The organism is Enterobacter sp. Y17 (assembly GCF_019730495.1).
Classification (GTDB): domain Bacteria; phylum Pseudomonadota; class Gammaproteobacteria; order Enterobacterales; family Enterobacteriaceae; genus Enterobacter; species Enterobacter asburiae_B.
In genome coordinates this window covers 336336-358791 of record NZ_JAASKP010000002.1, presented here as the reverse complement: position 1 = coordinate 358791, position 22456 = coordinate 336336, and the positions used below count along the sequence as shown (strand labels likewise).

The following is a 22456-nucleotide window of genomic DNA, read 5'->3' as shown; positions in this document are numbered from 1 at the left end:
ATTGAGAAGAGCAGCGATGAAAAAATTAACCTTACCAAAAGATTTTTTATGGGGCGGCGCGGTTGCCGCTCACCAGGTTGAAGGCGGCTGGAACAAAGGCGGAAAAGGGCCAAGCATTTGTGACGTATTGACCGGCGGTGCGCACGGCGTCCCGCGCGAAATCACCCAGGAAGTAGTGCCGGGTAAATACTACCCAAACCACGAGGCCATCGACTTCCACGGCCACTATAAAGAAGACATCAAGCTGTTTGCCGAGATGGGTTTCAAGTGCTTCCGCACCTCTATCGCCTGGACGCGCATCTTCCCGAAAGGTGACGAAACGCAGCCAAACGAAGAGGGGCTGAAGTTCTACGACGACATGTTCGACGAGCTGCTGAAATACAACATCGAACCGGTGATCACCCTCTCCCACTTCGAAATGCCGCTGCACCTGGTACAGGAGTACGGTAGCTGGACCAACCGTAAAGTGGTCGATTTCTTCGTGCGCTTCGCGGAAGTGGTTTTTGAGCGCTACAAAAACAAGGTCAAATACTGGATGACCTTCAACGAAATCAATAACCAGCGTAACTGGCGCGCGCCGCTGTTCGGTTACTGCTGCTCGGGCGTGGTCTATACCGAACATGACAATCCGGAAGAAACCATGTACCAGGTCCTGCACCACCAGTTTGTGGCCAGCGCCCTGGCTGTGAAAGCCGCGCGCCGCATCAACCCTGAGATGAAAGTCGGCTGCATGCTGGCGATGGTGGCGCTCTATCCGTTCTCATGCAAACCGGAAGACGTGATGTTCGCCCAGGAATCCATGCGCGAGCGCTATGTCTTTACCGACGTCCAGCTGCGTGGTTACTACCCGTCCTACGTGCTGAACGAGTGGGAGCGCCGCGGCTTCTCCATCAAAATGGAGGCAGGCGACGAGCAGATCCTGCGTGAAGGTACCTGCGACTACTTAGGTTTCAGCTACTACATGACCAACGCGGTGAAAGCGGAAGGAGGTACCGGCGATGCGATTTCCGGCTTCGAAGGCAGCGTGCCGAATCCGCACGTGAAAGCGTCCGACTGGGGCTGGCAGATCGATCCGGTAGGCCTGCGCTATTCCCTGTGCGAACTGTACGAACGTTATCAGAAACCGCTGTTTATCGTGGAAAACGGGTTCGGCGCCTACGATAAGGTGGAAGAAGACGGCAGCATCAACGACGACTATCGCATCGACTACCTGCGTGCCCACGTGGAAGAGATGATCAAAGCCGTGACGCACGACGGCGTGGATCTGATGGGCTATACGCCATGGGGCTGCATCGACTGCGTGTCGTTCACCACCGGCCAGTACAGCAAGCGCTACGGTTTTATCTACGTGAACAAGCACGACGACGGCACGGGCGACATGTCGCGTTCCCGCAAGAAGAGCTTCGAGTGGTATAAGGGCGTGATTGCCAGCAACGGCGAGAAACTTTAACGCCGGGCGGCGCTACGCTTGCACCGGCCTACGATTGATCCCCTCTCCCCTTTGGGAGAGGGTTAGGGTGAGGGGTTTACTTCCCGCCCGCCAACTCAATAAAACTGCCCGTTACGTACGACGCCTTCTCGCTCAGCAGCCAGACAATCGCCTGCGCCACCTCTTCCGGCTGGCCGCCGCGCTGCATCGGCAGCAACGATTTCACGCGATCCACTCGCCCCGGCTCTCCACCGGACGCATGAATATCGGTATAAATCAGCCCCGGACGTACGCAGTTGACGCGAATACCCTGCGCCGCCACCTCCAGCGATAGCCCGGTTGTTAGCGAATCGACCGCCCCCTTGGACGCGGCATAATCCACATATTCACCCGGCGCGCCCAGTCGCGACGCGGCGGAAGAGACGTTCACTATCGCCCCACCCTTGCCGCCATGCCTGAAGGACATGCGTTTTACCGCTTCCCGGCAGCAGAGAAAGTAGCCCGTGACGTTGGTCGCCAGGACGCGGTTAATGCGCTCAGCGGAGAGGTTCTCGATAGTGGATTGCTCAAACAGAATGCCCGCATTATTGACCAGCGCACGAAGCGGCTCACCTTCACGATCGAGGCTGTCAAACATCGCCAGCACCTGGGCTTCATCACTGATATCCGCGCGGACGGCAAAGGCTTTACCGCCCGCTTCAACGATCTGGTTGATCACGTCCGTCGCGGCTTTAATGTTGTGGTGATAGTTCACCGCCACAGTGTAGCCTTCGCGCGCCAGCTGCAGCGCGGTGGCTTTCCCAATGCCCCGGCTGGCGCCGGTGACCAGTGCTATTGCCATTTTCTTCTCCCAATAAAAAAGCCGGGTGGCGGCTTCGCCTTACCCGGCCTTTATGACTACACCAATAATATTACTGGTATTCGCTCATCGGCACGCAGGAGCAGAACAGGTTACGGTCACCGTAGACGTCATCAAGACGCTTCACGGTCGGCCAGTATTTGTTTGCCACGCCTGCCGGGAAGACGGCCAGCTCGCGGGAATAGCCGTGGTTCCACTCTGCCACCATTTCGTGCTGGGTGTGCGGGGCGTTAACCAGCGGGTTATCTTCCAGCGTCCATTCGCCGTCCTGCACGCGATCGATCTCCATGCGGATGGCCAGCATCGCGTCGATAAAGCGGTCCAGCTCGGCTTTGCTTTCAGATTCCGTTGGCTCCACCATCAGCGTACCCGCTACCGGGAACGACATGGTTGGCGCGTGGAAGCCGTAGTCGATCAGACGCTTGGCGATATCCAGCTCGCTAATGCCCGTCGCTTCTTTCAGAGGACGAATATCGAGGATGCACTCGTGCGCCACGCGACCGTCGCGGCCGGTATAGAGCACCGGGAAGGCAGACTTCAGGCGAGTCGCAATATAGTTGGCGTTCAGGATCGCCACCTGGCTCGCCTGCTTCAGCCCTTCCGCGCCCATCATGCGGATGTACATCCAGCTGATTGGCAGGATAGAGGCGCTACCGAACGGTGCCGCAGAGACCGCGCCCTGACGGGTCAGCATCCCTTCAATCTGCACTACGCTGTGGCCCGGTACAAACGGTGCAAGGTGCGCTTTCACGCCGATTGGGCCCATGCCCGGGCCGCCACCGCCGTGAGGGATGCAGAAGGTTTTGTGCAGGTTCAGGTGCGACACGTCCGCGCCGATAAAGCCCGGAGAGGTAATGCCCACCTGAGCGTTCATGTTCGCGCCGTCGAGGTAAACCTGACCGCCGTACTGGTGCACCACTTCGCACACTTCACGGATGGTCTCTTCGTACACGCCGTGGGTAGACGGGTAGGTCACCATGATGCAGGAGAGCTTGTCGCCCGCCTGCTCGGCTTTCGCGCGCAGGTCGGCCAGATCGATGTTGCCGTTCTTATCGCACGCCACCACCGCCACTTCCATGCCCGCCATCTGGGCAGAAGCCGGGTTGGTACCGTGGGCGGAGCTTGGGATCAGGCAGATATCGCGGTGACCTTCGTTGCGGCTTTCGTGATAGTGACGGATCGCCAGCAGACCCGCGTATTCGCCCTGCGCGCCGGAGTTCGGCTGCATGCAGAGCGCGTCATAACCGGTCAATTTCACCAGCCAGTCGGAAAGCTGGTTGATCATCATATGATAACCTTCCGCCTGCTCTGGCGGGCAGAACGGGTGCAGCTCGGAGAATTCAGGCCAGGTGATCGGGATCATCTCCGCCGCGGCGTTCAGCTTCATGGTGCAGGAGCCCAGCGGGATCATCGCCTGGTTCAGCGCCAGATCCTTGCGCTCCAGAGAGTGCATATAGCGCATCATCTCGGTTTCGCTGTGGTAGCGGTTAAACACCGGATGCGTCAGGATCGCATCGTTACGCAGCATGCTTTCCTGAATGGAGCGGCTGTCGAGCGCGACCTCTTTGTCGAGCGCATCAATGTCCAGACCGTGCGCGTCACCCAGCAACACGCTGAACAGGTTCAGGATATCGTCGCGGGTGGTGCTTTCATCCAGCGTAATGCCGACGGCGTTGTGGATGTCGCTGCGCAGGTTGATCTCTGCTGCATTCGCGCGCGCCAGCACGGCCGCTTTGTCCGCCACTTCCACACACAGGGTGTCGAAGTAGTGAGCGTGGCGCAGCTTAAGGCCTTTCTGCTGCAGACCGCAGGCCAGAATATCGGCCAGACGGTGAATGCGGCTGGCAATGCGTTTCAGACCAGCCGGGCCGTGGAACACGGCGTACAGGCTGGCGATGTTTGCCAACAGTACCTGGGAGGTACAGATGTTGGAGTTCGCTTTCTCGCGGCGGATGTGCTGCTCGCGGGTCTGCATCGCCATGCGCAGCGCGGTGTTACCGGCAGCGTCTTTTGAGACGCCGATGATGCGGCCTGGCATAGAGCGTTTGAATTCATCTTTCGCGCCGAAGAACGCCGCGTGCGGGCCGCCGTAGCCCATCGGCACGCCGAAGCGTTGCGCTGAACCGAATACGATATCTGCGCCCTGTTTACCCGGCGCCGTCAGCAGCACCAGCGCCATAAAATCGGCGGCAACGCTGACAACCACTTTGCGGGTTTTCAGCTCGGCAATCAGCGCGCCGTAGTCGTGAACTTCGCCGGTGGTGCCCACCTGCTGCAGCAGCACGCCGAAGACGTCCTGGTGATCCAGCACTTTGTCGGCGTCGTCTACGATCACGTCAAAGCCGAAGGTTTCCGCGCGGGTACGCACCACGTCCAGCGTCTGGGGATGCACGTCCGCCGCCACGAAGAAGCGGTTGGCATTTTTCAGCTTGCTCACGCGTTTTGCCATCGCCATTGCTTCGGCGGCGGCGGTCGCTTCATCCAGCAGCGAGGCGGAGGCGATATCCATACCGGTCAGATCCAGCGTCACCTGCTGGAAGTTCAGCAGCGCTTCCAGACGGCCCTGAGAGACTTCCGGCTGGTACGGGGTGTAAGCGGTGTACCAGCCCGGGTTTTCCAGCATGTTGCGCAGGATAACCGGCGGTAACTGCACGTTGGTGTAGCCCATGCCAATGTAAGACTTATAGCGCTTGTTCAGGCCTGCGATAGCCTTCAGCTCCGCCAGCGCGGCGAATTCCGTGGTGGCTTCCTCCACCTGAGGCGGCGTGGCAAGCTGGATGTCTTTTGGCACAATCTGGCCGATCAGTGCGTTTAATGAATCCGCGCCAACTGTCTTCAGCATCTCCTGCTGTTGCTGAGCATCCGGCCCAATGTGACGTTCAATGAAGGCGCCACGGTTTTCAAGCTGGCTTAAAGTCTGTGTCATGAGCGATGGTTCCTGAAACGTGCAGTGAATTTAAGTTCCCTCTCCCTCTGGGAGAGGGTTAGGGTGAGGGGAAGATGGGCACCCTCGCCCCTGCCCTCTCCCGAAAGGAGAGGGGGATAAACGATTACTCGTCTTCTAACAGTGCTTCGTACGCGGTCGCATCCAGCAGCGCGGCAACCTGAGATTCGTCGCTGGCTTTGATCTTGAAGATCCAGCCGCCTTCATAAGGCTCGCTGTTCACCAGCTCTGGCGAATCGCTCAGCGCGTCGTTGACGGCAACGATTTCGCCGCTCACAGGAGCATAGATGTCAGATGCCGCTTTTACGGACTCCGCCACGGCGCAGTCGTCGCCCGCGCTAACGGTCGTGCCCACGTCAGGCAGGTCAACAAACACCATGTCGCCCAGCAGCTCTTGCGCGTGCTCGGTGATCCCTACGGTGTAAGTGCCGTCCGCCTCTTTGCGCAGCCACTCGTGTTCTTTGCTGTATTTCAGTTCTGCTGGCACATTGCTCATTGAAGTTCTCCTGATAAAAATGATTAGGCGACCGGCTTACCGGCGCGAACAAAAATCGGTTTGGTCACGTTGACCGGCATTTCGCGGTTGCGGATTTGTACCACCGCCGTTTCGCCAATGCCCGCCGGCACGCGTGCCAGTGCAATACTGTAGCCCAGCGTCGGGGAGAAGGTACCGCTGGTGATCACGCCTTCGCGAGGATTGCCGTCGGCATCGGTAAAGCGCACCGGCAGTTCACCGCGCAGCACGCCCTTCTCGGTCATCACCAGACCCACCAGCTGTTCAGTACCCTTCTCGCGCTGCATCTCCAGCGCTTCGCGGCCAATAAAGTCACGGTCAGCCGGTTCCCATGCGATGGTCCAGCCCATGTTGGCGGCCAGCGGAGAGACGCCTTCATCCATCTCCTGACCGTAGAGGTTCATCCCCGCTTCCAGACGCAGAGTATCGCGCGCGCCCAGACCCGCAGGCTTCACGCCCGCTTCCACCAGCGCGCGCCAGAAATCAGCGGCCTTCTCGTTCGGCATCGCAATTTCGTAGCCCGCTTCACCGGTGTAGCCGGTGGTGGCGATAAACAGATCGCCCGCCTGCACGCCGAAGAACGGCTTCATGCCTTCGGTTGCTTTGCGCTGCTCGTCGTTAAACAGAGATGCGGCTTTCGCCTGCGCGTTCGGCCCCTGTACGGCGATCAGCGACAGATCGTCACGGACGGTGATGTCGATGGCATAAGGTTCGGCGTGTTGGGTGATCCAGGAGAGGTCTTTTTCGCGGGTGGCGGAGTTGACAACGAGGCGGAAGAAATCTTCAGTGAAGTAATAGACGATAAGGTCATCAATCACGCCGCCCGAGGCGTTCAGCATGCCGGTATAGAGCGCTTTACCCGGCGTTTTCAGTTTGGCGACGTCGTTTGCCAGCAGATAACGCAAAAACTCCCGGGTGCGGCTACCGCGCAGATCGACAATCGTCATGTGGGACACGTCGAACATACCGGCATCGGTGCGCACCGAGTGGTGCTCATCAATCTGCGAGCCGTAGTGCAGCGGCATCATCCAGCCGTGGAAGTCCACCATGCGGGCGCCGCATAACACGTGTTGTTCGTACAAAGGAGTCTGTTGAGCCATCTTGTCCTCGTTGAAAAATTCACCGTGAAACCCGGTATCGGCCCCGTTATCCGGCGCCGACGCAAACGTTCTCTTTTACCCGAACTTACCACCGAAACCGGCGGTTAACCATAAGGTAAAACGGGTCATCACATTAGCTTATGACCAAAAAACGCTAAAAAGCCTACAGAGTTATTCACTGGAAAAATGCGATTAACCCCGCACAAAATTAACAATGATCTAACAGGATTTAGCACATGGTGATATTTCGTGCGGAAAAACGGGCCGAATTTCCGTAACATAAAATCCCGTAGATTAGATTTTCTAATGCGAAAAATGACGTGAAATTAGAATATTTCAAACGAGGGAATTTCCCCGGCGCAGAGGCCGGGAAAATAAAGTGTGACAGGGGTCTAAATTAACGTAGCCAGTCCGGCAGGTCGTTAAGACCCATCGCCTGACGGAGGAGTTGAGGTTTAACACCCGGAAGGGTGTCAGCAAGCTTGAGGCCAATGTCGCGCAGCAGTTTTTTTGCCGGATTCGCGCCGGCAAACAGCTCGCGGAAGCCCTGCATGCCCGCCAGCATCATCGCCGCACTGTGCTTGCGGCTGCGCTCGTAGCGACGCAGGTAGAGATGCTGGCCGATATCTTTGCCTTCGCGATGCAGGCGACGCAGTTCCTCAACCAGCTCCGCCGCGTCCATAAAGCCAAGGTTGACGCCCTGCCCTGCCAGCGGATGAATGGTATGCGCCGCATCCCCCACCAGCGCCAGACGGTGCGCCGCAAACTGACGCGCGTAGCGGCCGGTTAACGGGAACACCTGCCGCTCGCTTTCAAGGGTGCACAAGCCAAGGCGGTTATCAAACGCCATGCACAGCGCCTGGTTAAAGGCATCCGGCGTCGCCTCCTCCATCAGCTGGGCTTTTTCAGGCACCAGGGACCAGACAATCGAGCACAGGTGCGGATCGGCAAGCGGCAGGAACGCCAGAATGCCGTCGTTGTGGAAAATCTGCCGCGCCACGCCGCCGTGCGGCTCCTCGGTACGGATCGTCGCAACCAGAGCGTGATGACGATAGTCCCAGAAGGTCAGCGGAATATCGGCTTTATTTCGCAGCCAGGAGTTCGCACCGTCAGCACCGACCACCAGACGCGCGGTCAGCATGTCGCCGCTCTGTAAGGTGATAAACGCCTCGTTTTCACCCCACGCCACCTGCTGGATCTGCGCAGGCGCAATCAGCGTCACGTCGCTGCACTGCTGCGCTTTCTGCCACAGCGCGTGGTGGATCACCGCGTTTTCGACGATATGACCCAGATGGCTGTAACCCATGCTTTCATCATCAAAAGCAATATGACCAAAGCTGTCTTTATCCCACACTTCCATGCCGTGATAGCAGCTGGCGCGCTGCGCCACAATATCTGCCCAGACGCCAAGGTGCGTCAGCAATTTCTCGCTGGCGGCATTGATCGCCGAGACGCGGAGTTCCGGCGGAGCATCTGGCGCAACGGGCTGAGGCTGCTTTTGCTCCAGCACCGCCACGCGCAGGCCGCTGCCCTGTAAACCACAGGCCAGAGCCAGTCCGACCATACCGCCGCCAACGATGGCGACATCAACATTTTGCACGGTGATAACTCCTTAACGCGCGACCCAACCAAGAGTCCGCTGCGCCAGCACGTCACGTGCCGGAATGAATAATTCCATCGCCATTAGCCCGAGGTTGCGACCCGCAACCAGCGGCGCCCAGCGATTGGCAAAGAGATGGACTAAGCCGTCGGTGACGCCAATCGTCGCCTCTTTATCCACCTGGCGGCGCTTCTGGTAATGGCTGAGCACCGGGTATGCGCCACAGTCTTTTTGTTCGCCCCACGCCTGCGAAAGGGTTTCCGCCAGGCTCATAACATCCCGCAGGCCAAGGTTGAACCCCTGCCCCGCGATGGGGTGCAGCGTCTGAGCGGCATTACCGACAAGCGCCAGACGATGGGAGATGGACTGAGAGGCAGTAGTCAGCGAAAGCGGGTAAACCGCCCGCTGTCCAGCATGGGTAATACGCCCCAGCCGCCAGCCAAAGGCTTTCTGCAGCTCGGTACAAAAACGTTCGTCTGACCAGGCTTTAACCTCTTCGGCCTTATCCTGCGGGTGACACCAGACCAGGGAACAGCGCCCGTCCGACATCGGCAACATCGCCAGCGGGCCATGCTGCGTAAAGCGTTCAAACGCCCTGCCGTGGTGTTCAGCTGCGGTCGCGACGTTCGCAATGACCGCAACCTGCCCGTAAGGCTGCTGACGCCACTCCACGCCGCACTGGGCGCCGAGCGATGAGCGCGAGCCGTCCGCGGCGACCAGAAGCTGGCCTTCAAGCACGGTGCCGTTTTCAAGCGTCACGCTGACCGACGCCTCACTGCGGCTCACGCTGGCCACGCGCGCCGGACAATGCAGCGTGACGCCCGGCGCATCCTGGAGCAGACGAAACAGACGCAATCCGACGTCGTGCAGCTCGACAACCTGACCCAGCGCGTCAATGCGGTAATCCTGCGCGTCCAGCGTGACAAAGCCAGCATGGCCGCGATCGCTTACGTGAACGGTTTTAATTGCCGTCGCGCAATCAGCGATGGCCTGCCAGATGCCAATGCGGGACAGCTGCTGGCAGGTGCCCTGCGCCAGGGCAATCGCGCGCGAATCAAAACCGGGATGATTCTTCGCCTGCGGTGCGATAGCTTCAACCAGGTGCACCGGAAGCTGCCCCTTCGTCAAATGCGAAATGGCCAGCGCCAGCGTGGCCCCGGTCATGCCGCCGCCAACGATAATCACGCTCATGCGCGTGCCGCTGCCATCAGCGCCTCGATATCGTCAGCGTTTTTCACGACGCTCGCGGTCAGGTTTTCGTTACCGGTTTCGGTAATGACGATGTCATCTTCGATACGAATGCCAATCCCGCGGTACTCTTCAGGCACGTCGGCATCCGGCGCGATATACAGGCCTGGCTCCACGGTTAACACCATGCCCGGCTCCAGCACGCGCGAACGGTCGGTGCCGTACGCGCCAACGTCATGCACATCCAGCCCTAGCCAGTGGCTCAGGCCGTGCATGAAATATGGTCGATGCGCATTTTCAGCGATCAGGGTGTCGACCTCCCCTTTCAGGATCCCGAGCCTGACCAGACCGGTAATCATGATGCGCACCACTTCGCCGGTCACTTCCTGCATGGAGGTACCGGGACGATACAGCCTGAGCGCCGTCTCAAGCGACTCGAGAACGATGTCGTAAATGGCGCGCTGTGCCGGTGAGAATTTACCATTCACCGGAAAAGTACGGGTGATGTCTCCCGCGTAGCCCTGATATTCGCAACCGGCGTCAATCAGGACCAGATCGCCGTCGCGCAGCGCGCTTTCGTTTTCGGTGTAGTGCAGAATGCAGCCGTTTTCTCCGCCGCCAACAATGGTGTTGTAGGAGGGATAACGCGCGCCGTGGCGGTTAAATTCATGATGAATTTCGCCTTCCAGCTGGTATTCGAACATCCCGGGACGGCACTTTTCCATGGCGCGGGTGTGCGCCAGGGCGCTGATTTCGCCCGCACGGCGCATCAAATTCAGCTCTTCTTCAGACTTGAACAGGCGCATTTCATGCACCACCGGACGCCAGTCCGTCAGCGTGGCCGGCGCGGACAGGTTCTGCCGCGAGCCTTTGCGCAGCTTATCCAGCGCGGTGAAAACAATCTCATCGGCGTAGGCATATTCACCCTGCGCGTGATAGAGCACGTCGAGGCCGTTAAGCAGCTGATAGAGCTGCTGGTTGATTTCGCTAAACGCCAGCGCGCGGTCAACGCCCAGCCTCGCCGGTGCGGCCTCCTGGCCCAGGCGGCGGCCAAACCAGATTTCGGCCGTCAGATCGCGCACGCGGTTGAAAATTACGCTGTGATTGTGGGTGTCATTGCTCTTAATCAGCACCAGCACCGCTTCCGGCTCGTTAAAGCCGGTGAAGTACCAGAAATCGCTGCTCTGGCGATAGGGATATTCGCTGTCGGCGCTGCGCGTGACTTCGGGCGCAGCAAAAATCAGCGCGGCGCTGCCCGGCTGCATTGTTGCCAGCAGCGCCTGACGGCGGCGCGAATACTCTTGACTCGAGATAACCATGACACCCTCCTGTGCGTTATTTTTCTTAATGTAAGGTTGGCTTGCGGACTTCCGGCGCGGTCGGCTGTGAGCGCGTGAAGTTGTCGTGGCACAGCAGTGCCGCCACGCGCACGTACTCAATAATCTCTTCAAGAGACATTTCCAGCTCTTCCTGGTCTTCGTCTTCATCGTAGCCGAGCTGGGCGATGTTACGCAGGTCGTCGATCGCCTCACCCGCTTCGCCGGTCACTTTATCCAGTTTAGGCTGCGTCACGCCGAGCCCCAGCAGATAGTGGTTTACCCAGCCAGCCAGCGCATCGGCGCGATCGAACACGCTGACGTCGTCGCCTTCAGGCAGATAAAGCTGAAAAAGGAAGCCATCGTCTTCCAGCGAATCGCTGGTTGCGGCGTGCATTTTACGCAGCGCTTCCGCCAGCTCGTGACCAAACGCCAGCCCTTCATTCGTGAGGTCGTGGATCAGCGGCTGCCATGAGCTGTCGCTGTTTCCGCCGCACAGCATGCCACTGATCAGACCGTGCATTTCGGCAGGGGTTAAACCGACTCCCTGCTGGTTCAGTAACTGGTTTAAATCCTTGTAACCAGGCATTTCGTTCTGTATAGACATGAGCATTCGTCATCAAAGGGGGGAAGTTTCATGATATGCTACCACTTTGGACCCTGGTGATACCAGAAAAGGGCTTGTATCTTCACATCAGGGTAGCTATAGTGTCGCCCCTTCGCAGCCCCCGGGGCAGTAAGCGAAGGCAGCGCAGTCAATCAGCAGGAAGGTGGCATGTCTGCACAACCCGTCGATCTCCAGATTTTTGGCCGTTCACTGCGAGTGAATTGTCCGCCTGAACAAAGGGATGCTTTGAATCAGGCAGCGGACGATTTGAATCAGCGGTTGCAAGATCTAAAAGAACGCACTAGAGTCACAAATACTGAGCAGCTGGTTTTCATCGCCGCGTTGAACATCAGCTATGAACTGACTCAGGAAAAAGCGAAGACCCGCGACTACGCGGCAAGCATGGAGCAGCGCATTAAAATGCTCCAGCAGACCATAGAACAGGCATTGCTTGATCAAGGTCGCAATCCCGAAAGACCGGGACCAAAGTTTGAATAACACTTCTCAGTTGACTATGGTAGAGTAACTGTGAAGACAAAATTTCTCTGAGATGTTCGCAAGCGGGCCAGTCCCCTGAGCCGATATTTCATACCACAAGAATGTGGCGCTCCATGGTTGGTGAGCATGCTCGGTCCGTCCGAGAAGCCTTAAAACTATGACGACACATTCACCTTGAACCAAGGGTTCAAGGGTTACAGCCTGCGGCGGCATCTCGGAGATTCCCTCTCTTTTCTTCTACCGACTACCATGACCCAATTCCCTGAAGTTTCTGCTTCACGCCAGGACATCCGTCAGTTAATTCGTCAGCGCCGCCGTGCGTTAACCGCCGATCAGCAAGCGCATTTTGCCCAGCAGGCCGCCGCCCGCATGATGGCGTATCCCCCTGTCGTGATGGCGCACACCGTTGCGCTATTTCTGTCATTTGATGGAGAGCTGGATACCCAACCGCTGATAGAACAGCTCTGGCGCGCCGGGAAGAAGGTCTATCTGCCGGTGCTGCACCCGTTCAGCGAAGGTAATTTGCTGTTTCTGCACTACCATCCGCACAGCGAACTGGTGGTAAATCGCCTGAAAATCACCGAACCGAAACTCGACGTGCGCGACGTGCTCCCGCTGTCACAGCTGGATGTATTGATTACACCGCTGGTGGCGTTTGATGAACAGGGCCAGCGTTTAGGGATGGGCGGCGGTTTTTACGACCGGACGCTGCAAAACTGGCAGCAGTACGGGTTGCAGCCGGTGGGTTATGCGCATGATTGTCAGGGCGTAGAGGCGTTGCCGGTGGAGAAGTGGGATGTGCCGTTGCCGGCGGTAGTGACGCCATCGAAGTTATGGGAGTGGTGAAACAGGCGTGCGGCCTGATGCCCTCCCCCCAGCCCTCTCCCACAGGGAGAGGGTGAAAACATAAAAAACGGTAACTATCGTTACCGTTTTGCATTTATCTCGCACCATCAGTACAGCAGACGCGCGCGAATCGTCCCCTGAATCGCCTTCATGCTCTGCAGCGCTTTCTCAGCAACATCGTCATCCGCTTCGATATCAATGACCACGTAGCCCATCTGCGAGTTCGTTTGCAGATACTGTGCGGCAATGTTGACGCCCTGCTCGGCAAAGATCTGGTTGATCGCGGTCAGCACGCCAGGACGGTTTTCGTGGATGTGCAGCAGACGACGACCACCGTGCAGCGGCAGAGACACTTCCGGGAAGTTCACGGCAGAGAGCGTAGAACCGTTGTCGGAATATTTGCTCAGCTTACCCGCTACTTCCAGGCCGATATTCTCCTGCGCTTCCTGGGTAGAGCCGCCGATGTGCGGCGTCAGGATCACGTTGTCGAATTCGCACAGCGGAGAGGTAAACGGATCGCTGTTGGTCGCTGGCTCCGTTGGGAAGACGTCGATGGCCGCGCCCGCCAGGTGCTTACGCTTCAGCGCATCCGCCAGGGCCGGGATATCGACAACCGTGCCGCGCGCGGCGTTGATCAGCAGTGAGCCCGGCTTCATCAGCGCCAGCTCTTCCGCGCCCATCATGTTTTTAGTAGACGCATTTTCCGGCACGTGCAGGCTCACCACGTCGCTCATGTTCAGCAGGTCAGAAAGGTGTTGAACCTGGGTCGCATTGCCCAGCGGCAGCTTGCTTTCGATATCGTAGAAGAACACGTGCATACCCAGGGATTCCGCCAGAATACCGAGCTGCGTACCGATGTGGCCGTAACCGATAATCCCCAGTTTTTTACCACGCGCTTCATATGAGCCGGACGCCAGTTTGTTCCACACGCCGCGGTGCGCCTTGGCGTTCGCTTCAGGAATGCCGCGCAGCAGCAGCAGCAGTTCGCCAATCACCAGCTCCGCCACGGAACGGGTGTTGGAGAACGGGGCGTTGAAGACGGGAATACCGCGTTTGGCGGCAGCATTCAGGTCAACCTGGTTGGTACCGATACAGAAGCAGCCGATAGCCACCAGCTTTTCCGCCGCGGCAATAACCTCTTCAGTCAGGTGAGTACGGGATCGCAGGCCAATGAAGTGGGCATCACGGATGGACGCTTTCAGCTCTTCGGTATCGAGCGCGCCTTTGTGAAATTCGATGTTGGTGTAACCTGCCGCACGAAGGCTATCGATTGCTTTTTGATGCACGCCCTCGACCAGCAGGAATTTAATCTTGTCTTTCTCCAGTGATACCTTTGCCATTTACCCGACCCTGTTTTTGTCTGAACTGATGTTGTGCTGGATATGAATCCGCTGTAGCCAACATATCAAAAAAAACTATTGCAGCAATATGAACGTTTGCGTCGGCACTCTGAAGAAAAGTCATACAGAGCAAAATGTCAGAGGAAAATGCTATGGAAATTTACAAACGCGGCAGGATCGGCAAATGAGGCGTAAAAACGTGACACAAGTCACCGAATTTAGCTTTTCAAAAATTTTTTAGCGGGGGGAGGACTCCCCCCGTCAGATCATTTTACGATGGTTTTCACGCCGTCAGCGGTGCCGATCAGCGCCACATCCGCGCCACGGTTGGCGAATAGCCCTACGGTCACTACGCCTGGGATAGCGTTGATGGCATTTTCCAGCGCAATCGCGTCAAGAATTTCCAGACCGTGAACGTCGAGGATCACGTTACCGTTATCGGTGACTACGCCCTGACGGTATTCCGGACGACCGCCCAGCTTCACCAGCTGACGGGCAACCGCGCTACGCGCCATTGGGATCACTTCGACCGGCAGCGGGAAATTACCCAGAATGTCGACCTGCTTGGAGGCGTCCGCGATGCAGATAAACTTGTCCGCAACGGAGGCGATGATCTTCTCGCGCGTCAGCGCCGCGCCGCCGCCTTTGATCATCTGCATGTGGCCGTTGATTTCATCCGCACCATCAACGTAAATCCCCAGACGATCCACTTCATTGAGATCGAAAACGGTGATGCCGAGGCTTTTCAGCTTTTCCGTGGAAGCATCAGAGCTGGAAACCGCGCCCTCGATTTGCCCCTTCATCGTGCCCAGTGCATCGATAAAGTGTGCCGCGGTTGATCCCGTACCGACACCGACAATGGTACCCGGCTGCACGTACTGGAGAGCGGCCCATCCTACTGCTTTTTTCAGTTCATCCTGCGTCATGATCGTTTTGCCTGTGGTGTGAAAACTCAGGGCGCATTATAGAACACGTCGAATGGAATTCGTCTGCCACGAAGGGAAAATTGTGTCATAGTGCAGAATAAGCAAAATTAAGGAGCCAGCCAGAGCAATGAAACGTCCGGACTACAGAACACTACAGGCACTTGATGCAGTTATTCGTGAACGCGGTTTTGAGCGCGCGGCGCAAAAGCTTTGCATCACCCAGTCCGCCGTATCACAGCGTATCAAACAGCTTGAAAACATGTTCGGCCAACCGCTGCTGGTGCGTACCGTGCCGCCACGTCCAACCGAGCAAGGGCAAAAGCTTCTCGCCCTGCTGCGCCAGGTTGAACTGCTGGAAGACGAGTGGCTGGGTGACGAACAAACGGGCTCTACGCCGCTGCTGCTCTCTCTGGCAGTTAACGCCGACAGCCTGGCAACCTGGCTGCTGCCGGCCCTTGCGCCGGTATTAGCGGATTCCCCTATCCGTCTGAATTTACAGGTTGAAGATGAAACCCGTACCCAGGAGCGCCTGCGTCGCGGTGAAGTGGTTGGGGCAGTCAGTATTCAGCCTCAGGCGCTGCCAAGCTGTCTTGTCGATCAGCTGGGCGCGCTGGACTACCTGTTTGTGGGTTCAAAAGCCTTTGCCGAGCGCTACTTCCCGAACGGCGTCACCCGCGCCGCGCTGCTGAAAGCCCCTGCCGTGGCGTTCGACCATCTGGACGATATGCATCAGGCGTTCCTGCAGCAAAACTTCGATCTGCCGCCGGGCAGCGTGCCGTGCCATATCGTCAACTCGTCTGAAGCCTTTGTGCAGCTTGCGCGTCAGGGCACCACCTGCTGCATGATCCCGCATCTGCAGATTGAGAAAGAGTTGAAAAGCGGTGAGCTGATTGACCTCACGCCGGGGCTATATCAGCGCCGGATGCTCTACTGGCACCGGTTTGCGCCAGAAAGCCGCATGATGCGCAACGTCACCGACGCGCTGCTGGCCTACGGGCACAAGGTGTTGAGACAGGATTAATCGATTGAATTCCCTCTCCCTGCGGGAGAGGGTTAGGGTGAGGGCAAATTACTGCGCCTTAGCCGCCTCAGTTTGCTGAGTTTGGGTTGGCTCCAGCTGGAAGACCACATCCACCTGATCGTCGAACTGAATGGTTGGCTGTTCGTAAGTTTCCTGAGCAGATACCGGGGCTGCATCAGCCTTCATCATCCGCACCATCGGGCTTGGCTGGTAGTTAGAGACGTGGTAACGCACGCTGTAAACCGGGCCGAGCTTGCTCTTAAAGCCAGAAGCCAGCTGTTCCGCCTGGTGAATGGCATCATCAATCGCCGCTTTACGCGCTTCGTCTTTGTATTTCTCCGGTTGCGCAACGCCCAGCGACACGGAACGAATTTCGTTCAGACCCGCCTTCAGCGCGCCATCCAGCAGCGAGTTAAGCTTATCCAGCTGACGCACGGTCACTTCGACGGTACGCACGGCACGGTAGCCTTTCAGGATGCTTTTACCATTCTGGTAGTCGTAATCGGGTTGAGTACGCAGGTTCGCGGAGTTGATATCTTTTTTACCGACACCGTTCTGCTCGAGGAAAGAGAGGTATTGCGCAACACGATCGTCAGCCTGCTTCTTGGCAGATGCCGCATCTTTCGCAGATACATTGACTTCAATTGCCAGCGTTGCGACATCGGGTACCGCGTCCACGCTTGCGGTGCCTGAAGTGACGATGTGCGGGCCATCCGGCAGTTCACTTGCCTGCACCGACACCGCACCAAAACTTACTAATGCCGCCAGGGCCATCACCTTAAACTTCACTGTTATTCCTCCATGTTGCGAAGAGTGCCCATTAACAGGGCGCATGCCAGCAAGCTTAGCGGGTCTTGTTCAGTTGTCCATAAGACAAGGATTAGTTGAACAATTCCTGTACGTGGTGAATCCCCTCTTTTGCCAGCTGAAAAGCAATAAACCACATCACCAGCCCCACCAGCGTATTAATGATGCGCTGGGCTTTGGCCGTACGCAGACGAGGAGCCAGCCATGCAGCCAGAATGGCGAGACCAAAGAACCAGAGGAAAGAGGCGCTAACCGTACCCAGCGCAAACCAGCGTTTCGGCTCAACGTCCAGCTGCCCGCCCAGGCTGCCCAGCACCACGAAGGTGTCCAGATAAACATGCGGATTAAGCCAGGTGACCGCCAGCATGGTGACGATAATCTTCCAGCGGCCCTGCTTCATGACTTCCGCACTCGCCAGTTCGAGGTTGCTGCTCATCGCGGTTTTCAGTGCACCAAAACCGTACCAGAGCAGAAACGCCACGCCGCCCCAGGTGACCAGCGCCAGCAGCCAGGGAGACTGCATGAGCAATGCGCTGCCGCCAAAAATCCCGGCACAGATCAGCAGTAAATCGCTTACCGCGCACAGCAGGGCAATCATCAGATGATACTGGCGGCGAATGCCCTGGTTCATCACAAACGCATTTTGCGGGCCAAGGGGAAGGATCATGGCCGCACCTAAGGCAAGCCCTTGAAAGTAATAAGATAACATGACGAAATTCTCACAGTATTGTCCAGGAAGGAGACTATACTGCGCGAATCACATTAGAGGAAATTGATAATATTAATTGGGGATTAGCAGCACTTATAAAAATAAAGCCCGGTGGCGCTAACGCTTACCGGGCCTGCAAGAAGTTATTCGGCTTCTTTGACTTTTTTGACGTTTACGTCCATCTGCGGGTACGGGAAGCTGATGCCGTTGGCGTCGAAGTCGCGCTTAATGCGTTCCAGAACGTCCCAGTACACGTTTTGCAGATCGCTGCTTTTGCTCCAGATACGCACCACGAAGTTAATGGAGGAAGCGCCCAGCTCGTTCAGGCGAACCGTCTGCTCTTTATCTTTCAGAATGCGATCGTCTGAGGCGATGATGTTGCTAATCAGCGACTTCACCTGATCGATGTCGGAGTCGTACGCCACGCTGATAATCAGCTCGTTACGACGCACCGGTTCACGGGAGAAGTTAATGATGTTGCCCGCGATGATTTTCCCGTTCGGCACGACCACGATGCGACCATCGACGGTACGCATGGTCGTTGAGAAAATCTGCACCTGCAGCACGGTTCCGGCAATGCCGCCAAGGTCAACGTATTCGCCGGAGCGAAACGGACGGAAGGTGACCAGCAGAACGCCAGCCGCCAGGTTTGACAGCGAGCCCTGCAGCGCCAGACCAATGGCCAGACCGGCGGCACCGAGAACGGCAATGACGGAAGCGGTCTGCACGCCCACACGGCCCAGCGCCGCAATCAGCGTAAAGGCGATAATGCCGTAGCGCACCAGCGCGGAGAGGAAGTCAGCCACCGTGGCGTCAATATTACGTGCCAGCATTACGCGGTTAACCGTGTTCGATACAATGCGCGCCACGATCATCCCGACGATGATGATGGCAATCGCCGCGACGATGTTCACGGCATAGCTCAGCAGCAGCGCCTGGTTGCGCACCAGCCAGTTACCGGCGTTATTGATGCTGTCTACAACATCGAGTTGTTCCATTTATTCTTCCTTTTGTTAAACCAAAACACAAAATCCATCCCCCATGGAGACAGGCAGGTCCGTAAAGGGTAAACAAAAAGCGCCGGGTTTGCCAAACAGATCACAAAAACCGGCCTGGCAGAGTATTGAAAAAGCATAAAAAAAGGCCCGCATTTGCGGGCCTTCTGATGCTGTTAGCAGCTCAAATTACAGAACGTCTACCGCGTTCAGTTCTTTGAATGCCTGCTCCAGACGAGTAATCATTGAAGTCTGGGCAGCGCGCAGCCATACGCGTGGATCGTAGTATTTCTTGTTCGGCTGGTCTTCGCCTTTCGGGTTGCCCAGCTGACCCTGCAGGTAAGCTTCGTTGGTTTTGTAGTACTGCAGGATACCGTCCCATGTTGCCCACTGGGTGTCGGTATCGATGTTCATTTTCACTACGCCGTAGCTTACGGAGTCTTTGATTTCCTGAGCAGAAGAACCGGAACCGCCGTGGAAGACGAAGTTCAGGCTGTTGTGCGGCAGGTTGTGTTTCTTGGAAACATATTCCTGAGAATCACGCAGGATGGTCGGGGTCAGAACCACGTTACCTGGTTTGTAAACGCCGTGTACGTTACCGAAGGACGCTGCGATGGTGAAGCGTGGGCTGATTTTGCTCAGCTCGGTGTAAGCGTAATCAACGTCTTCAGGCTGGGTGTACAGTGCAGAAGCGTCCATGTGGCTGTTGTCCACGCCGTCTTCTTCACCACCGGTGCAACCCAGTTCGATTTCCAGAGTCATGCCCATTTTGGCCATGCGCGCCAGGTATTTGGAGCAGATTTCGATGTTTTCGTGCAGTGACTCTTCAGACAGGTCGATCATGTGAGAAGAGAACAGTGGCTTACCGGTAGCCGCGAAGTGTTTTTCACCCGCGTCCAGCAGACCGTCGATCCACGGCAGCAGTTTCTTCGCGCAGTGGTCAGTGTGCAGGATAACTGGAACACCGTAGTGCTCAGCCATCTGGTGTACGTGGTGCGCACCAGAGATAGCGCCCAGGATTGCAGCACCCTGAGGAATGTCAGTTTTCACGCCTTTACCTGCGATGAACGCAGCGCCGCCGTTAGAGAACTGAACGATAACTGGCGCTTTAACTTTAGCAGCAGTTTCCAGTACGGCGTTGATGGAGTCGGTACCCACGCAGTTAACTGCTGGCAGAGCGAAGTTGTTTTCTTTAGCTACCTGGAACACTTTCTGTACGTCATCACCAGTGATAACGCCAGGTTTTACGAAATCAAAAATTTTAGACATGTTGCTTAGTCCTGTATCTTCGGCCGTTAGAAAAGGTGCGAGCTCTTAAAAGCGCGCTGAAAATTGGGCAGGTTTCCCTGCCCTAGAATGGCTTACTTCTTAGCGCGCTCTTCGAGCATTGCTACTGCTGGCAGTACTTTGCCTTCCACGAATTCGAGGAATGCGCCGCCACCAGTGGAGATGTAGGAGATCTTGTCAGCGATACCGAACAGGTCGATTGCCGCCAGGGTGTCACCACCGCCTGCGATAGAAAACGCTTCGCTGTCTGCGATAGCGTTAGCAACGATTTCAGTACCTTTGCGGAAGTTCGGGAATTCGAACACGCCAACAGGACCGTTCCACAGGATAGTTTTTGCGTTTTTCAGGATTTCAGCCAGTTTCTGTGCAGAAACGTCGCCCAGGTCCAGAATCTGCTCTTCATCTTTGATGTCGTTTACAGATTTCAGGGTCGCGGTTGCGGTTTCGGAGAACTCGGTCGCTACGCGAACGTCAGTTGGAACCGGGATATCGCAGGTGCTCAGCAGGCGTTTGGCTTCGTCAACCAGGTCTGCTTCGTACAGGGATTTGCCCACGTTGTGGCCCTGAGCGGCAACGAAGGTGTTAGCAATACCACCGCCAACGATCAGCTGGTCAGCGATTTTAGACAGGGAATCCAGAACGGTCAGTTTGGTAGAAACTTTAGAACCACCAACGATAGCCACCATTGGACGAGCAGGTTCTTTCAGTGCTTTACCCAGCGCTTCCAGTTCGTCAGCCAGCAGAGGACCGGCACACGCTACGTCTGCGAATTTACCGATACCGTGGGTTGACGCCTGAGCACGGTGAGCCGTACCGAATGCATCCATCACGAACACGTCGCACAGTGCAGCGTATTTTTTGGACAGAGTTTCGTCGTCTTTCTTTTCGCCTTTGTTAAAGCGAACGTTTTCCAGAACAACCAGTTCACCGGCCGCAACTTCAACGCCGTCCAGGTAATCTTTCACCAGGCGAACCGGGTTGGACAGTTTGTCTTTCAGGTAATTAACCACTGGCAGCAGAGAGAACTCTTCGTTGTACTCGCCTTCAGTTGGACGACCCAGGTGGGAGGTGACCATCACTTTCGCGCCCTGCTTCAGAGCCAGTTCGATGGTTGGCAGAGATGCACGGATACGCGCGTCGCTGGTCACTTTGCCATCTTTAACCGGTACGTTCAGATCGGCACGGATGAAAACGCGTTTACCAGCCAGATCCAGATCGGTCATCTTAATTACAGACATGGTGAATCCTCTCGTTGATTCTTAAAGTTTTGCAGACGCACAATGCGTCTTACCTGAAACCTTGAGCGGCCATTGCTAACGTGGTGTCAAGCATTCGGTTAGCAAAGCCCCATTCGTTATCACACCAGACCAGCGTCTTGATAAGGTGTGCGCCACTGACTCTCGTTTGCGTGCCATCGACGATGGCGCTGTGCGGGTCGTGGTTAAAATCTACTGAGACCAACGGTAATTCCGTATAGTCAACTATACCATGAAATGCCCCCTGTGCCGCTTTTTGCAGCAACAGGTTGACTTCACAGGCTTTTACCGGTTTTTTCACCGTCACGCTAAGGTCGATTGCGGTGACGTTAATCGTCGGGACACGTACGGCAATCGCTTCAAATCGGTCATTAAACTGCGGAAAAATTCGGGTGATCCCTGCCGCCAGTTTCGTGTCCACCGGAATGATTGACTGGCTCGCTGCGCGAGTGCGTCGCAAATCCGGATGGTAGGCGTCGATAACCTGCTGATCGTGCATGGCGGAATGAATCGTGGTCACGGTGCCGGATTCAATGCCATACGCATCGTCTAACAGTTTGATGACCGGAATAATGCAGTTAGTGGTACAGGAGGCGTTGGAAACAATGCGGTGTTCGGCCTGCAGCTCATGCTGGTTGACGCCAAACACGACGGTCGCGTCGAGGTCGTTACTGCCGGGATGAGAAAACAGGACTTTTTTCGCGCCTGCTGCCAGATGCGCTTCGCCATGTTCGCGGCTGCCGTACACGCCGGTACAGTCAAGCACCACATCCACACCCAGTTCACGCCAGGGTAGCCCGGAGATGCTGTTCTCATGCAGCACACGAATAGCGTCGTCACCCACAAACAGCTGTTCTCTTTCCTGGCGTACGTCCCAGGCAAAGCGTCCGTGGCTGGTGTCATATTTCAACAAATGCGCCATGCCCGTAGCATCCGCCAGTTCATTGATTGCCACCACGGTTATTTCCGCCCGACGTCCTGATTCATATAAAGCACGAACCACGTTACGTCCGATGCGACCGAAGCCATTAATCGCTACGCGTACGGTCATAGATCTCCTGCAAAGCAATCCCTGAGTTTGAGGTGGCTGAAAGAGTAATCCAGCTACGCCCGAAGGGGAATCCTTGCTGTCACAAACTGCGATTGATTGGTCAATTGTCGAACATTTAATCGACTGAAACGCTTCAGCAAGAATAAGCGAATCGGGGAATAAA

Annotated in this window: 20 protein-coding genes and 1 other RNA gene; 5 read left to right on the top strand and 16 right to left on the bottom strand. The window is 56.6% G+C overall.

Annotated elements, in window-relative coordinates; translation table 11 throughout:
• Positions 1-16: 16 nt before the first annotated feature.
• Positions 17-1450: a 6-phospho-beta-glucosidase BglA gene (bglA, locus tag HCH49_RS16055; RefSeq protein WP_045355607.1), complete on the top strand. Its 1434-nt coding sequence runs from the start codon at positions 17-19 to the stop codon at positions 1448-1450.
• Positions 1451-1526: 76 nt separating this feature from the next.
• Here bglA and HCH49_RS16050 read toward each other — a convergent pair whose 3' ends face one another.
• The 8 genes from HCH49_RS16050 to HCH49_RS16015 form a co-directional block, all read right to left on the bottom strand.
• Complete coding sequence (locus HCH49_RS16050; RefSeq protein ID WP_032660097.1) at positions 1527-2270, bottom strand: SDR family oxidoreductase; 744 nt, start codon at positions 2268-2270, stop codon at positions 1527-1529.
• A 70-nt stretch (positions 2271-2340) separates the two neighbouring features.
• Positions 2341-5214 (bottom strand): aminomethyl-transferring glycine dehydrogenase, encoded by a 2874-nt coding sequence (gcvP, locus tag HCH49_RS16045; protein WP_221702986.1) that lies wholly within the window; start codon positions 5212-5214, stop codon positions 2341-2343.
• Positions 5215-5338: 124 nt separating this feature from the next.
• Positions 5339-5728, bottom strand: coding sequence for a glycine cleavage system protein GcvH (gene gcvH, locus HCH49_RS16040; RefSeq protein ID WP_008499718.1), 390 nt, complete (start codon positions 5726-5728; stop codon positions 5339-5341).
• Between the two features lie 23 nt (positions 5729-5751).
• Complete coding sequence (gcvT, locus tag HCH49_RS16035) at positions 5752-6846, bottom strand: glycine cleavage system aminomethyltransferase GcvT (protein WP_221702985.1); 1095 nt, start codon at positions 6844-6846, stop codon at positions 5752-5754.
• Positions 6847-7243: 397 nt separating this feature from the next.
• Positions 7244-8446 (bottom strand): FAD-dependent 2-octaprenylphenol hydroxylase, encoded by a 1203-nt coding sequence (ubiI, locus tag HCH49_RS16030; RefSeq protein ID WP_064673274.1) that lies wholly within the window; start codon positions 8444-8446, stop codon positions 7244-7246.
• Between the two features lie 12 nt (positions 8447-8458).
• Complete coding sequence (ubiH, locus tag HCH49_RS16025; protein ID WP_221702984.1) at positions 8459-9637, bottom strand: 2-octaprenyl-6-methoxyphenyl hydroxylase; 1179 nt, start codon at positions 9635-9637, stop codon at positions 8459-8461.
• Positions 9634-10947, bottom strand: a complete 1314-nt coding sequence (gene pepP, locus HCH49_RS16020; RefSeq protein WP_182932111.1) for a Xaa-Pro aminopeptidase — start codon at positions 10945-10947, stop codon at positions 9634-9636. The genes ubiH and pepP overlap by 4 nt, the downstream gene beginning before the upstream one ends.
• Before the next feature lie 31 nt (positions 10948-10978).
• Positions 10979-11557: a YecA family protein gene (locus HCH49_RS16015; protein ID WP_029739212.1), complete on the bottom strand. Its 579-nt coding sequence runs from the start codon at positions 11555-11557 to the stop codon at positions 10979-10981.
• A gap of 168 nt (positions 11558-11725) precedes the next feature.
• Between HCH49_RS16015 and zapA the strand changes: the two genes are divergently transcribed.
• The 3 genes from zapA (at position 11726) to HCH49_RS16000 (ending at position 12901) form a co-directional block, all read left to right on the top strand.
• The gene (zapA, locus tag HCH49_RS16010) at positions 11726-12055 is read left to right on the top strand and encodes a cell division protein ZapA (protein ID WP_006811891.1); all 330 of its coding nucleotides are present in this window, start codon (positions 11726-11728) and stop codon (positions 12053-12055) included.
• Positions 12056-12096: 41 nt separating this feature from the next.
• Positions 12097-12280: non-coding RNA, 6S RNA (gene ssrS / locus HCH49_RS16005), on the top strand.
• 24 nt (positions 12281-12304) lie between these two features.
• Positions 12305-12901, top strand: coding sequence for a 5-formyltetrahydrofolate cyclo-ligase (locus HCH49_RS16000; protein ID WP_032660084.1), 597 nt, complete (start codon positions 12305-12307; stop codon positions 12899-12901).
• 107 nt (positions 12902-13008) lie between these two features.
• On the opposite strand, the gene serA is transcribed toward HCH49_RS16000, so the two are convergent.
• Positions 13009-14241: a phosphoglycerate dehydrogenase gene (serA, locus tag HCH49_RS15995; RefSeq protein ID WP_023309113.1), complete on the bottom strand. Its 1233-nt coding sequence runs from the start codon at positions 14239-14241 to the stop codon at positions 13009-13011.
• Between the two features lie 266 nt (positions 14242-14507).
• The gene (gene rpiA, locus HCH49_RS15990; RefSeq protein WP_014885151.1) at positions 14508-15167 is read right to left on the bottom strand and encodes a ribose-5-phosphate isomerase RpiA; all 660 of its coding nucleotides are present in this window, start codon (positions 15165-15167) and stop codon (positions 14508-14510) included.
• Positions 15168-15294: 127 nt separating this feature from the next.
• Between rpiA and argP the strand changes: the two genes are divergently transcribed.
• A complete protein-coding gene (gene argP / locus HCH49_RS15985; RefSeq protein ID WP_008499727.1) occupies positions 15295-16188 on the top strand; it encodes a DNA-binding transcriptional regulator ArgP in 894 nt (297 codons plus the stop codon).
• A gap of 48 nt (positions 16189-16236) precedes the next feature.
• Here the strand turns inward: argP and HCH49_RS15980 are convergent, their stop codons facing one another.
• The 6 genes from HCH49_RS15980 to epd all read right to left on the bottom strand — a co-directional run bounded on the left by HCH49_RS15980 (position 16237) and on the right by epd (position 22293).
• On the bottom strand, positions 16237-16977 hold the full coding sequence (locus tag HCH49_RS15980) for an oxidative stress defense protein (protein ID WP_023309114.1): 741 nt from the start codon (positions 16975-16977) through the stop codon (positions 16237-16239).
• A gap of 91 nt (positions 16978-17068) precedes the next feature.
• Positions 17069-17704, bottom strand: coding sequence for an arginine exporter ArgO (gene argO, locus HCH49_RS15975; RefSeq protein ID WP_021242063.1), 636 nt, complete (start codon positions 17702-17704; stop codon positions 17069-17071).
• Between the two features lie 143 nt (positions 17705-17847).
• The gene (gene mscS, locus HCH49_RS15970; RefSeq protein ID WP_033146600.1) at positions 17848-18702 is read right to left on the bottom strand and encodes a small-conductance mechanosensitive channel MscS; all 855 of its coding nucleotides are present in this window, start codon (positions 18700-18702) and stop codon (positions 17848-17850) included.
• A 186-nt stretch (positions 18703-18888) separates the two neighbouring features.
• Complete coding sequence (fbaA, locus tag HCH49_RS15965; protein ID WP_029739216.1) at positions 18889-19968, bottom strand: class II fructose-bisphosphate aldolase; 1080 nt, start codon at positions 19966-19968, stop codon at positions 18889-18891.
• A 92-nt stretch (positions 19969-20060) separates the two neighbouring features.
• Positions 20061-21224: a phosphoglycerate kinase gene (pgk, locus tag HCH49_RS15960; protein WP_023333323.1), complete on the bottom strand. Its 1164-nt coding sequence runs from the start codon at positions 21222-21224 to the stop codon at positions 20061-20063.
• Positions 21225-21273: 49 nt separating this feature from the next.
• A complete protein-coding gene (gene epd, locus HCH49_RS15955; RefSeq protein ID WP_087823222.1) occupies positions 21274-22293 on the bottom strand; it encodes an erythrose-4-phosphate dehydrogenase in 1020 nt (339 codons plus the stop codon).
• Positions 22294-22456 lie beyond the last annotated feature (163 nt).